Origin of the sequence: Thalassolituus marinus (genome assembly GCF_020320395.1) — a bacterium.
In the GTDB taxonomy this organism is placed as follows: Bacteria; Pseudomonadota; Gammaproteobacteria; order Pseudomonadales; family Oceanobacteraceae; genus Venatoribacter; species Venatoribacter marinus.
Genome location: NZ_JAEDAH010000099.1, coordinates 117066 through 128975 on the forward strand (window position 1 = coordinate 117066; position 11910 = coordinate 128975).

12 protein-coding genes are annotated in these 11910 nt (G+C 57.1%); 7 read left to right on the forward strand and 5 right to left on the reverse strand.

The window, feature by feature from the left end; translation table 11 throughout:
* Position 1: 1 nt before the first annotated feature.
* Both I9W95_RS16365 and I9W95_RS16370 read right to left on the reverse strand, forming a co-directional pair.
* Positions 2-904 (reverse strand): ketopantoate reductase family protein, encoded by a 903-nt coding sequence (locus I9W95_RS16365; protein WP_225676830.1) that lies wholly within the window; start codon positions 902-904, stop codon positions 2-4.
* Positions 905-972: 68 nt separating this feature from the next.
* Complete coding sequence (locus I9W95_RS16370) at positions 973-2037, reverse strand: hypothetical protein (RefSeq protein ID WP_225676832.1); 1065 nt, start codon at positions 2035-2037, stop codon at positions 973-975.
* A gap of 137 nt (positions 2038-2174) precedes the next feature.
* Between I9W95_RS16370 and I9W95_RS16375 the strand changes: the two genes are divergently transcribed.
* On the forward strand, positions 2175-2660 hold the full coding sequence (locus I9W95_RS16375) for a YajQ family cyclic di-GMP-binding protein (protein ID WP_225676835.1): 486 nt from the start codon (positions 2175-2177) through the stop codon (positions 2658-2660).
* Between the two features lie 20 nt (positions 2661-2680).
* A complete protein-coding gene (locus I9W95_RS16380) occupies positions 2681-4048 on the forward strand; it encodes an AmpG family muropeptide MFS transporter (protein ID WP_225676837.1) in 1368 nt (455 codons plus the stop codon).
* On the opposite strand, the gene I9W95_RS16385 is transcribed toward I9W95_RS16380, so the two are convergent.
* Complete coding sequence (locus tag I9W95_RS16385; protein WP_225676839.1) at positions 4028-4954, reverse strand: ROK family protein; 927 nt, start codon at positions 4952-4954, stop codon at positions 4028-4030. The two genes, I9W95_RS16380 and I9W95_RS16385, sit on opposite strands and share 21 nt — an antisense overlap.
* A 108-nt stretch (positions 4955-5062) precedes the next feature.
* Entirely contained in the window at positions 5063-5422 is a 360-nt protein-coding gene (locus tag I9W95_RS16390) for a PilZ domain-containing protein (RefSeq protein ID WP_225676841.1), read from the reverse strand.
* Positions 5423-5481: 59 nt separating this feature from the next.
* Between I9W95_RS16390 and cobU the strand changes: the two genes are divergently transcribed.
* The 4 genes from cobU (at position 5482) to I9W95_RS16410 (ending at position 8639) form a co-directional block, all read left to right on the forward strand.
* Positions 5482-6024 carry a bifunctional adenosylcobinamide kinase/adenosylcobinamide-phosphate guanylyltransferase gene (gene cobU / locus I9W95_RS16395; protein ID WP_225676843.1) on the forward strand — a complete coding sequence of 181 codons (543 nt, stop codon included), beginning with the start codon at positions 5482-5484 and terminating at the stop codon, positions 6022-6024.
* Between the two features lie 134 nt (positions 6025-6158).
* Positions 6159-7214, forward strand: coding sequence for a nicotinate-nucleotide--dimethylbenzimidazole phosphoribosyltransferase (cobT, locus tag I9W95_RS16400; RefSeq protein ID WP_225676845.1), 1056 nt, complete (start codon positions 6159-6161; stop codon positions 7212-7214).
* Position 7215: 1 nt separating this feature from the next.
* Positions 7216-7854, forward strand: coding sequence for a histidine phosphatase family protein (locus I9W95_RS16405; RefSeq protein WP_225676847.1), 639 nt, complete (start codon positions 7216-7218; stop codon positions 7852-7854).
* Positions 7851-8639 carry an adenosylcobinamide-GDP ribazoletransferase gene (locus tag I9W95_RS16410; protein WP_225676849.1) on the forward strand — a complete coding sequence of 263 codons (789 nt, stop codon included), beginning with the start codon at positions 7851-7853 and terminating at the stop codon, positions 8637-8639. The genes I9W95_RS16405 and I9W95_RS16410 overlap by 4 nt, the downstream gene beginning before the upstream one ends.
* Before the next feature lie 86 nt (positions 8640-8725).
* Here I9W95_RS16410 and gap read toward each other — a convergent pair whose 3' ends face one another.
* Positions 8726-9721 (reverse strand): type I glyceraldehyde-3-phosphate dehydrogenase, encoded by a 996-nt coding sequence (gene gap / locus I9W95_RS16415; protein ID WP_225676851.1) that lies wholly within the window; start codon positions 9719-9721, stop codon positions 8726-8728.
* 597 nt (positions 9722-10318) lie between these two features.
* On the opposite strand from gap, the gene mqo reads away from it, so the two are divergent.
* Complete coding sequence (gene mqo / locus I9W95_RS16420) at positions 10319-11797, forward strand: malate dehydrogenase (quinone) (protein ID WP_225676854.1); 1479 nt, start codon at positions 10319-10321, stop codon at positions 11795-11797.
* Positions 11798-11910 lie beyond the last annotated feature (113 nt).

An 11910-nucleotide genomic window follows, 5' to 3' on the forward strand; every position in this document is an offset into this window, starting at 1 on the left:
GTTAACGGACGCTGTCCGTCTGCAGCTGTTGATACAGTTTAGCGGTAATTGGCAGTGAATATCCTGCTTCGTCGGCACATTGCAGTAAATAACCACAAATCCATGCCAGCTCCGTCGGACGACCGGCAAGAATATCCTGCAGGGTCGACGAGCGGTTGGCGGCGGTGGCTGTGGCGACAGCAACGGCACGTTCGGTCAGAGGAGCTGCCAGCGGCCATTGCTGGTGAGCAAAAAATGCATCGACTTCGCCCGCCAGTTGCAGCAGATGCTGACGATACTCCGGCTGCTGCAACAGTTCGCCATTCGGGCAAAGGTACAGTCCGGTCAATGGATTGATCACGGCGTTAATGGCCAGCTTTTCACGCATTGGCTGCTGAATATCGTCACACAGACTGAAACCGGCAGGCAGAGGAACAACTGCTGGCTCAATTGTGTCCTGCGGGTGCAGTTTGCCGAGCAGGGTTGAGCCGCTCCCGGCATACACAACTTCAGGCCGATCGCCGCTGCTACTGCGATACGCGCCTTCGGTGGATATCGCAGCCCACAGTTCACATGCTGACTTCTGTTGCTGCAACCAGGAAGCACATTGCTCGTGCTGACCCATGCCGTTCTGCAGCAGCACGATACGTTTAACCGCCGGCAGTTGGGCTTGCCATGGTGTGAGTGCTGTCAGGGTGTCACCGGCCTTAGTCGTGACAATCAGCCAGTCGAGATCAGTGCCGTCCCAGCTTGGCAGGTCAAAGTCATGGGCAATGCCATCGCGATCAATAAGACGGCGTGGGGTGATGGACTGCGGTTGACGCGGCAGCGCCAGTGGTTGCAGAGCGCGGTTGTGCCAGGCTATCAGGGTGCCAAGGGCGCCCAGACCAAGAAAGCCAATGCGGGGTGTGGATGTGTTGCTCATGGCAGGATTATAGGGCCCGCCGGAGGGCGCTTACCAGCGGCAGGCGAGGGATGCTGAGCCGGGTTGGCTCAGCCGTCGTGATGTTCCAATGGTTGCTCGAGGTCGGCGTCGTCTGCACTGGCCTCTGGCGGAGCTTCGACAGCGGATGCCGAAGCGTCCTTTTCGTCTGTGTTGTCGGGGGCCGCAGTAGTGCTTGCCACCGCTGACGGCGCTATTGCCCCGGGTTGTGGCAGCCACAGGTTCAGCAGCTTGCTGCGCACGTTTTCGGTGTGATCGGCTGGCAGATTGCGCAGCCATAACTGCAGGCGGAACTCATCTTCATCGACCAGCGGTGCTATGGCTTCAACACTGATACCACGTTCGTTCATCAGCCACACGACCAGCGGCATCAGATGGTGAAAGCGGCGACGCTGGCCACGGTCGAGTAAGTCGTCCAGAGTCAGTTCAAACTGGCGTGCAACCAGCTGGCAAGCATCGTCGTACAGATGGCGGATATCGTCTTTTGAATAGGCGGATTGCACCAGCGCTTCACGCTTCAGATGCTGATCCACCCACATATCGCGTGCCAGCGCCTGATACAGCGGATGAGTACCGTGGTTCAGGTCGAGTTGTGTGGTCACGGGCTTCTGCATCACGTCGATGTAGTGCTGCGAGCGATTACGTCGACTGTGTGCCAGCAGGTTGAGCATGGATTCGGTGTCCAGCCATGTTGGCGGTTGTGGCTGGCGATAGTAGCGATCAGAGCTCCATGGCCACAGATCGGCGCTGGCCACCAGACCACTGCGGCGCGGCCAGTCGTGCAGCTGCATCACCAGATCGCGCAGGTAGGCTTGCTCATCAACCAGCAGCACAACGCCCTGATCGGACAGCGTCTGGCGGCGCTTATTCCAGCAGCGTTCGTGCATGGCATCGAATGCAGCCTGAATATCATCCATCACTTCGGTCCAGTCGCGCTGACAACGCAGCACAAACTGCATGCGCGACTCTTCGAGTACGTAAGCCATCAAGCGGGCGCCGCGCAGCGACGACAGAATCTCAAGGCCGTATCCGAACTCGAATACTGACTGGAATATGGGCTGGTCTTTGGCACCGGTGACAGCGAAGTAGTAGATCCCCGCACCGTGCAGTGTCATTTTCGTTTGCATAACAGAAAATTTAGCTGACTTTTCTGTATACGCCAGTTTGGCGTTCCGGTACGCCAACGGGTTAGAATGCGCTTTTCCCGCCACCACACCTGGCTGGTGGATGATCGAATTCGCAGGAGATTTTTATGCCGTCGTTTGACGTTGTATCGGAAGTAGATAAGCACGAAGCCCAGAACGCTGTGGATCAGGCCAATCGTGAACTGAGCACCCGTTTTGACTTCCGTGGTGTGCAGGCTGGTTTTGAACTGAATGACCTGGTGGTGACTATGAGTGCCGAGCAGGAGTTTCAGCTGGATCAGATGAAACCTATGCTTGCCGGTGCCATGGTGAAGCGCGGTATTAAGGTTTCCTGCCTGGAATACAGCAAGCCGGAAGGCTCAGGTAAGCAGACCCGGATTAAAGCCACTATGCGTCAGGGCATCGACTCTGATCTGGGCCGTAAGATGGTTAAGCTGGTAAAAGACAGCAAAATCAAAGTGCAGGTCTCTGTACAGGGCGACACCGTGCGTGTGCAGGGCAAAAGTCGTGACGATCTGCAGGCGGTGATGGCGCTGTATCGTACTGACGAAAGCATTGATATGCCGCTGGCATTCAAAAACTTTAAAGACTGATCCGGAACCACTGACAGTTGATGTCGTTTAAGTGGTGGCAGGACGCCCTGTCGATCTATACGCGTAAACCGGTGATGGTGATTGCCTTGCTGGGCTTCTCTGCCGGTTTACCCTTCCTGCTGGTGTTTTCCACACTGACCGCCTGGCTGCGTGATGTGGGCGTAGAACGCACCGCTATCGGTTTCTTCGCCTGGATTGGCATTACCTACTCCATCAAGGTGTTCTGGGCGCCGGTAGTCGACCGTCTGGCCTTGCCGGGGCTGGGAAAAGTGCTTGGTCAACGGCGTAGCTGGATTCTGCTCGGGCAGCTTGGTATCGCTGCCGGTTTACTGTTGATGAGCACCCTCGACCCGACTCAGTCGCTGGCGATGATTGCGCTGGCAGCCTTGCTGGTGGCGTTTTCATCCAGTACTCAGGATGTGGCGCTGGATGCGTTTCGCATCGAATCGGCGGAAGACACTCTGCAGGGCGCGATGTCGGCGGCTTATATCTTTGGTTACCGACTGGCTTTACTGATGGCGGGTGCTGGTGCCTTGTTTATTGCCGAGTGGAGCAACTGGCCGCTGGCCTATGTCAGCATGGCAGCGCTGATGGGTATTGGTGTGCTGGCGCTGCTGTGGGCGGATGAACCCGCTCATCAGACCCGCGAGCAGCGCGATGCCGATGAATTCGATATGGTCGATCGCATTATGGGCTGCGAGATGCACATGGCGGCGCGTCCGCGCTGGCAGCGCCGGCTGATCGGTGCGGTGATCTGCCCTTTCCTTGAATTCTTCCAGCGTAATGGTCGTTTCGCGCTGATCATGTTGCTGTTTATTGCTGTGTTCCGCCTCAGCGATATCACCATGGGAATCATGGCCAACCCTTTCTATCTGGATCTGGGTTACAGCAAATCCGATATCGCCAGTGTGGCGAAAATCTTTGGTTTCTTTATGACCATCTTCGGCTCGGCGCTATGCGGCTTACTGGTGGTACGTTTCGGCATAATGAGGCCGTTACTGCTGGGTGCGGTGATGGTGGCGGCGACCAATCTGCTGTTTGCGCTGCTGGCCATGGCGGGCAGTGAGACAACCCCGTCACTGAGCTGGCTGGCGCTGGTGATCAGTGCCGACAACCTTAGCGGTGGTATCGCCAGTACAGCGTTTGTGGCTTACCTGTCGAGTCTGGCAAACAAACACTACACCGCCACGCAGTACGCGCTGTTCAGTTCACTGATGACCTTGCCGGGTAAATTTATCAGCGGCTTTTCTGGTTGGGTGGTGGATAGCTGGGGTTACCCGGAATTTTTCACCCTGGCAGCGCTACTGGGTGTGCCGGCTGTATTGCTGGTGCTGGTACTGATGCGTCATCAGCAGCAGAGTGCAACCTCAGCCGCGCTGCGCAGCTGATCCGCAGTAGGCTGCCCCCAGCCAGGCGGCACCGCGCACACCGCTGGAGTCACCGTGTTGCGCCGCCTTCAACGGCGTGACTACGGTGTCGGAAAAGACATAATCCTGCCACAGACGCGGCACCGCCTGATAAATACCCGGCAGGTTAGAGACGCCGCCACCGAGCACAATCACATGCGGGTCCATCAGGTTGATAACGCCGGCTAAGGCTTTCGCCAGGCGCAGGTAATAACGCTCAAGTACGGCTAATGCAGTTGCGTCACCGGCTTCCGCCTGCACCTGCCACTGCTGAGCGGGTTGATCGATAGCGGTTTCCTTGCAGGCTTGCAGGCGCAGGCCGGTGCCGGATAACAGGGTTTCCAGACAGCCCTGCTGGCCGCAGTAGCATGCATGCTGGCCATCGTTGTCGTCGCGCCACAGCAGTGGGTTGTGGCCCCACTCGCCGGCAATGGCATTGGGTCCGCTGATCAGTTGGCCATTCACTACCCAGCCACCGCCGCAGCCGGTGCCAATGATGACGCAGAATACGGTGGGGAAACCGGCACCGGCTCCGTCAGTCGCTTCCGACAGCGCCAGACAATCGGCATCGTTAGCCAGGGTTACCGGGTGCTGCAGTACCTGTTCAAGGTCGCCTTTAAAATCACGACCAATCAGACAGGTGGTGTTGGCATTCTTGATCAGACCAGTGGTCGGGCTGATGGCGCCGGGAATACCGATGCCCAGTGAATAATCCTGACAATTCAGCTCGTCGGCAGCGCTGTTAACCAGCTGGCAGATGGTCGCGACGATGGCGTCGTAGCTGTCGGACGGGGTTGCCACCCGGCGGCGCAGACATTGCTGACCCTGCTGGTCGAGCACAATGATTTCTGTTTTGGTTCCACCCAGATCAATACCGAATTGCAGCATAGATTAACGCTCCGCCTGAATGGCGGCAGTGTACGGGCAAGTCGGGGCAAAACTCAAAGGGGAAGGGGGAATCAGTGGCAGCAACGGGCGTTGCTGCCGCGGCGAACATCAGTGATGTTCATAACTCTTGAACATGGTCTGCAGCATGTCTGACGGGCTGCTGATACGGCAGCCCGTGCCGTACAGGCTGGGCGTCAGCTTGTCACACCACACCACTTCGGCGACGCAGGTACCGGTGCGGCGACCATTGATGTTCGGTGGAATATCAACCATCGACAATTCCAGTCGGGTTCCCGGTGACAGTTCACCATAGGTCGAGATCATAATGCCCTGTTCTGAACAATCGACCAGCAGACCAAGGTACTCCTTCGAGCCTTCTTCGAATACACTCACGCTGCTTTTCAGAATCCAGCGCGGCAGCATACGCTGTTCGCTGGGATTGGCGGTATCTGGTGTCTGGCTGCTCATAGGCAACTCCCGGTATCGTTATCTTTATTCAGTGTAGACCCAAAGGCCGGCAAAAACCTATGTCTTATCAACAAGCGCTGACGGCGGAACTGATCCTTGGTGGCGCCCGCTCCGGTAAGAGCCGCTACGCCGAGAGTAAAGCTCAGGATAGCGCATTACCGGTGGTGTATATTGCCACAGCTCAGGCGCTGGACCCGGAGATGGATCAACGAATCGTGCATCACCGTGAAAGTCGCCCGGCGCACTGGCCGACGGTGGAAGAACCACTGCTGCTGGCGCAGGCGCTGCAACAGGCGGCGCAACAGCACCCCGGCGCTGTGATTCTGGTGGATTGTCTGACGCTGTGGGTAACCAATTGTCTGCTGCATGAGGATGAGCAGTTCTGGCCACAGCAGAAGCAGGCATTGCTCGATGTCTTAGCGCAACTGCGATGCCCGTTATTGCTGGTCAGCAACGAAGTTGGCCAGGGTGTGGTTCCGATGGGGGAACTCAGCCGCCGTTTTGTCGATGAAAGCGGACGCCTGCATCAGGACATTGCTGCGCTGGTGGAGGCGGTCACGCTGGTGGTCGCCGGTATTCCTGTGGCCGTGAAGCGCCCCTGAGAGGAAACGGCCCTGAGAGGAAACGGCCCTGAGACGGAACGCCAAAAGACAGCCTCGCTGTCGCACTCGTGTTATTAATCGTGCTGCCTCCCGGCAGCTCAGTACTATCGAATGAACCATTAAGTAAGAGAACTATGTCTGCACAAAACTGGTGGCAAAACGCCGTACAAGCACCTTCTTCTGCAACTCGCGACGCCGCGCTGGAACGTCAGGGGCAACTGACTAAGCCACCGGGTGCATTGGGTGAGCTGGAAAATATTGCCGTACAGTTTGCCGCGTTCCGGAATCAGGTTAAGCCGGAAATCAAACAGCCGCAGTGCATCGTGTTTGCCGGTGACCACGGTGTGGTTGCTAAAGGTGTATCCGCGTTTCCGCAGGCGGTAACTGTGGAGATGATTAAGAATTTTGTCGCTGGCGGTGCTGCGGTTTCGGTACTGGCTGCTTATCACCAGATGCCGTTATCCGTGGTGAACTGTGGCACGGCGTTTCCGTGTGAAGCACTGGAAGGTGTTATTCAGCGCCCGGTAATGGCGGGTACCCAGGATTTCTCTGAGCAGGCGGCGATGAGCGACGAGCAGGCGCGTCAGGCGCTGGCCATCGGTGCCGAGCAGATTGAACGTCTGCAGGCCGATGGCTGTGACCTGTTTATGGCGGGTGAAATGGGCATTGGTAATACCTCGGCGGCCTCCTGTCTGAGCGCGGTACTGCTGGAGCAGGACGTGGTCGCCCTGACCGGGCCGGGCACTGGTCTGCAGGGTGATGCGCTGAACCACAAGCAGCAGGTGCTGGCGGCCAGTGTTGAGCGTGCGTTGCCTCTGATCGATTCGCCACTGGCGGCGCTGGCACAGCTGGGTGGTCTGGAAATCGCGGCCATGGCGGGTGCTTACATTCGCGCTGCGCAGCTGGGTATGCCGATGCTGGTGGACGGTTTTATCAGCACCTCGGCAGCACTGCTGGCGGTGAAACTGAATCCTGCGGTACGCGACTGGATGCTGTTTGCCCACAGTTCGGCGGAGCCGGGTCACAAAACTCTGCTGGCCGCGCTGGATGCGAAGCCACTGGTGCAACTGGGTATGCGTCTGGGCGAAGGCTCTGGCGCAGCGCTGGCATTGGGGGTGGTGAAGCAGGCACTGGCGCTGCACAACAACATGGCGACTTTCGCTGAAGCGGCAGTGTCTTCCGGAGCCTGATATGAGCACAACCCGCATTGATCTGATTCGTCATGGTGAGCCGGAAGGGGGCGAGGTCTTCCGTGGCCGTATTAACCCTCGTCTGACTGATCAGGGACGCTGGCAGTTTGAACAGCGGGTAGCACGCGCACAGGGCCAGTGGCAGCGGATTATTTCGTCGCCACTGGACCGTTGCCGTGAATCGGCTGAAGCTTTAGCCGATCAACTGAAATTACCGCTGACGGTAGACGAACGCTGGATCGAGATTGATTTCGGTGAGTGGGAAAACCGTCCGGTGAGCGAGGTGCTCAGGCATCATGCCGACGACGCCCGTCGTCTGTGGGATGACCCGCTGAATTTCTGCGCCCCAGGCGGCGAGCCTGTGCCGGTACTGCAGCAGCGAGTGCTCGACGGCTGGCAGTCACTGCTGGCGCAGTATGAGGGCGAGCGGCTGCTGGTGGTCAGTCACGGTGGTGTGATGCGTGTGCTGGCGCAGCACCTGATTCAACTGGCGCCGGCGGGTATGAATCGGCTGGCCATTCCCTATGCCGGGCTGCTGCGCTTCCGTGTGGATAAAAGCCAGTGGCAGGGCAAAACCGACCTGTGGACCACACTCGAAAGTATGGATGGTTCCGAACTGAAACAGGCGCAGGCATCATGAGTCGTCACTGGTGGGCATTCTGGTATGCCGTGGTATTTCTGACCCGGATTCCGGCGCCATATCTTAAGCGCACGGATGATCAGGTGGCCGCGACATCGCTGCTGTATTACCCGCTGGTGGGGCTGTTAATCGGCGGCTGCCTGCTGATGTTAACGCTGGGCACGCTGTTCTATAACGGCGAAGCCAACCTGCTGTTACTCGCCGCCATACTGGTGACCGCCTCAACCTTACTGACCGGTGCGCTGCACCTGGATGGTCTGGCCGATAGTGCCGACGCCTGGGTCGGTGGTCTTGGTGATCGTGAGCGCACCCTGGCGATTATGAAAGATCCGCAGAGCGGCCCGCTGGGTGTCGCTGCCGTGGTACTGGCGCTGTTACTGCAAACGGCAGCCTTGTATGCGCTGCTGGATAAAGCCTCATCGACCTATGTGAAAAACTGGGACTGGCTGCTGCTGTGCGGCGGACTGTTGCTGGTGCCAATGCTGGCGCGTGCCTCTGCGATTGGTTTGCTGGCGACCACACCCTATGTGCGTGCTAATGGTCTGGCCAGTGCGCTGGTGGCTGGCGCCAGTTATCGGCGTGTGCTGCTGATCGGTGGTGTACTCTCACTGCTGTGTGCTGCGCTGCTGCCTGCCCAGGCGCTGTTTATTATCGCCCTGTGGATAACCATTACGGCGGCTGCGCGCCAGATGATGATGACACGCATCGGTGGCTGCACCGGCGATACGATAGGCGCCACCATTGCGGCGCAGGAAGCACTGCTGCTGGCTGCGATTGCGTTGTAGTTGTGTGGTTGTACCGTTGGCTGTGTCCGCTGATTGTCTGGCGGTATCTGCGGGTGGTTAACAGTAGTAACAGGCTTTAACCCGCATTATGTGCCAGCCATTACCAGACTGGTATCCAGCATGCGGTGCGCAAATCCCCATTCATTGTCGTACCACGACATCACATGCAGCAGGTGGCCGTTGGCAGTTGTATGGTTGGCGTCGAAAACGGATGACGCCGGATTACCGTTGAAGTCCACCGACACCAGCGGTCGATCGTTATAAGCCAGCACAGGACTTAACGCCGCTGCCTCACGCAGCGCCTGATTGACCTCATCCCGGCCTGGCGTGTCATGCACGCGCACCACCAGATCGACCAGCGACACGTTGGCTGTTGGCACACGTACGGCCATGCCCGCAATTTTTCCATCCAGCCCGGGAAGTACCAGACCAATCGCGGCAGCAGCACCGGTTTTGGTCGGAATCATCGACATGGCCGCAGCACGGGCGCGATAAAGATCACCGCCGCCAAGGTCGAGCAGATGCTGGTCGTTGGTGTAAGCATGGATGGTGGTCATGCTGCCTTCTTCAATGGCGAAATGTTCGTGCAGTACTTTGGCTACCGGTGCCAGACAGTTGGTGGTACAGGAAGCGTTGGACACAATCCGGTGGCTGTTTTGCAGCACGTTTTCATTGACGCCATACACCACGGTGGCATCCACGCCGTCGGCCGGTGCGGATATCAGCACGCGTCCGGCACCGGCTTCAATATGAGCGCTGGCAATACTGGCTTTAGTCATGCGCCCGGAGCATTCCAGTACGATGTCGATGTCCAGCTCGTTCCACGGCAGTTTGAACGGATCGGGTTCGCTGAGCAGCAGAATGGCATCGTCTTCTACCACAAGCAGTTCATCCTGCAGGTGGATACGCGCGTCGAGATGCCCGTGCACGGAGTCGAACTCCAGCAGGTGGGCACAGGTAGCGGCGTCACCGAGATCGTTGATGGCCACCACCTGCATGCGGTCGCGGTAACCGGACTGATAGAGGGCGCGAAGAATATTGCGGCCGATGCGGCCAAATCCATTGATGGCTATGCGTAGCATGGCAAACTCTCCACCTGATCAGTGATTTGTTACTCTCTGTCAGTGTAGTTGCCGGGCGGCACTCCTGCCTGTTTTGTAAGCTGTTGAAATAGCTGCCAAAAGTGACACGGGTCAGGCCTTCTGGTTTGACCGGTATGACCTTTTCCGGTTTAATGCGCGCCATTATCCCATTGCTGAGTTCAGTGGTAAGACCTGGCGGATAGTGGCGCGTACCGCGCATTTTCAGATGCCCTTTCATCGTTTCATCGGGTGTCGTTGCAAACCACCATCCTGTGCAGGCTCCGGTTCATTCCGGTTGCGCTTATTTCCGTCCCTCCTGTCCGTTCTCAACGCGGTAGCGCACTGACCTGAATGACACTCAGCATAAGACGACGCCAGCTTTTGCGAGGGTTCCGGACGCTTGTCTGGAATGTCAGCATAAGCCGATATACGTTAGTAGTAAGGGCCTCTGCTATTGTTGTAAGGCGCCCGGTGGCTGTGTATAAAGCGTCGTTCATTTTATCGTTATCCGCGCACCTTCCGGCGGTTACGGGCCACAAGCCTGGCGACGATGAACCATGAAGCAGATTTTGATTTTCTGAATAAAGGCGAAATCCGATGACTACACAAAAGGTCGATGTCCTCCTGGTTGGGGGCGGGGTCATGAGTGCCACACTGGGCACTTTGCTTACCAAGCTGGACCCTTCCATGCAGATCACTATGGTCGAGCGTCTCGATCACGTTGCCCATGAAAGCACCGACGGCTGGAATAACGCCGGTACCGGTCACGCCGGCTACTGTGAGCTCAACTACACCCCGGAAGATGACAAGGGCAATGTATCCATTGATCGTGCTCTGACGATCAACGCCAACTTCGAAGTGTCGCTGCAACTGTGGAGCCACATGGTCGAGAAAGGTGCGTTGCCGGAGCCTTCATGTTTCATCAACACCACGCCGCACATGAGCTTCGTCTGGGGTGAGGAAAATGTTGCCTTCCTGCGTCAGCGCTACGAAAAACTGAGTGCTCATCACCTGTTCCGCGATATGGAATTCAGCGACGACCCGGAAGTTCTGCGTGAATGGATGCCGCTGGTGATGGCTGGCCGCGACCCGCAGGAAAAAGTTGCTGCCACCCGTGTTACTTATGGTGCCGACGTCGACTTTGGTTCCCTGACCCGCAACCTGGTTGCGCGTATGCAGCAGAAAGACAATTTCGAGCTGCTGCTGGAACATCAGGTAGAAGACTTTAAGCACGAAAAAGATGGTAGCTGGACTGTGACCATCGAAGATATGAAAACCGGTAAGAGCAAGACCTTCAATGCCGGGTTTGTGTTCCTCGGTGCTGGTGGCGGTGCACTGCCTCTGCTGCAGGCTTCTGATATCGACGAAGCAAAAGGCTACGGCGGCTTCCCGGTTTCTGGTCAGTGGCTGGTATGTAAAGACCCTGAAATCGTAAAACAGCACCACGCCAAGGTGTACGGTAAAGCAGCTATTGGTGCGCCACCGATGTCTGTACCGCACCTGGATACCCGTATTATCAACGGTCAGCCAGCACTGCTGTTTGGCCCGTATGCAGGTTTCACCACTAAGTTCCTGAAGAAAGGTTCCAAACTGGATCTGATCAAGTCCGTCAGTGCCAGCAACCTGATTCCGATGATGTCGGTGGGTATCAACAACATGGATCTGACCAAGTACCTGATCGGTGAAGTGATGCAGTCGCATGCTGATCGCGTGGAAACCCTGCGTGGTTATTTCCCGGATTGTAAGGACAGCGACTGGACTCTGGCGGAAGCCGGTCAGCGTGTTCAGGTCATCAAGAAAGATGAAAACGGCAAAGGTAAGCTGGAATTCGGTACCGAGCTGGTAGCAGCGAAAGACGGTACTCTGGCCGCTCTGCTGGGTGCGTCCCCGGGTGCTTCTGTTGCGGCAAAAGCCATGCTGGAAGTTCTGGAACGTTGTTTCCCTGAGAAAATGAAAAACGGCTGGGCTGCCGAGCTGAAGGAAATTATTCCTTCTTATGGTGAAGACCTGACCACCAATGAAGAGCTGTTGCTGAGCATTCGCGAACGCACGTTAACAACGCTGAAGCTGAAGTAAGCTTGTCATTATAAAAAGCAGCCTGATGGCCACTGCTGTCCCACAGTTTTAAAGATATCGGTTTTCTATAAACGACTTTTAAATCCGCAATGCCTGCTGCCTCCCAGGGGAAC

Coding starts and splice junctions, on each gene's coding strand:
- I9W95_RS16410 (WP_225676849.1), top strand. CDS start 7,851: ATGAGTCGTCACTGGTGGGCATTCTGGTATGCCGTGGTATTTCTGACC.
- I9W95_RS16385 (WP_225676839.1), bottom strand. CDS start 4,954: ATGCTGCAATTCGGTATTGATCTGGGTGGAACCAAAACAGAAATCATT.
- I9W95_RS16390 (WP_225676841.1), bottom strand. CDS start 5,422: ATGAGCAGCCAGACACCAGATACCGCCAATCCCAGCGAACAGCGTATG.
- I9W95_RS16370 (WP_225676832.1), bottom strand. CDS start 2,037: ATGACACTGCACGGTGCGGGGATCTACTACTTCGCTGTCACCGGTGCC.
- I9W95_RS16365 (WP_225676830.1), bottom strand. CDS start 904: ATGAGCAACACATCCACACCCCGCATTGGCTTTCTTGGTCTGGGCGCC.
- I9W95_RS16380 (WP_225676837.1), top strand. CDS start 2,681: ATGTCGTTTAAGTGGTGGCAGGACGCCCTGTCGATCTATACGCGTAAA.
- I9W95_RS16405 (WP_225676847.1), top strand. CDS start 7,216: ATGAGCACAACCCGCATTGATCTGATTCGTCATGGTGAGCCGGAAGGG.
- mqo (WP_225676854.1), top strand. CDS start 10,319: ATGACTACACAAAAGGTCGATGTCCTCCTGGTTGGGGGCGGGGTCATG.
- cobU (WP_225676843.1), top strand. CDS start 5,482: ATGTCTTATCAACAAGCGCTGACGGCGGAACTGATCCTTGGTGGCGCC.
- I9W95_RS16375 (WP_225676835.1), top strand. CDS start 2,175: ATGCCGTCGTTTGACGTTGTATCGGAAGTAGATAAGCACGAAGCCCAG.
- gap (WP_225676851.1), bottom strand. CDS start 9,721: ATGCTACGCATAGCCATCAATGGATTTGGCCGCATCGGCCGCAATATT.
- cobT (WP_225676845.1), top strand. CDS start 6,159: ATGTCTGCACAAAACTGGTGGCAAAACGCCGTACAAGCACCTTCTTCT.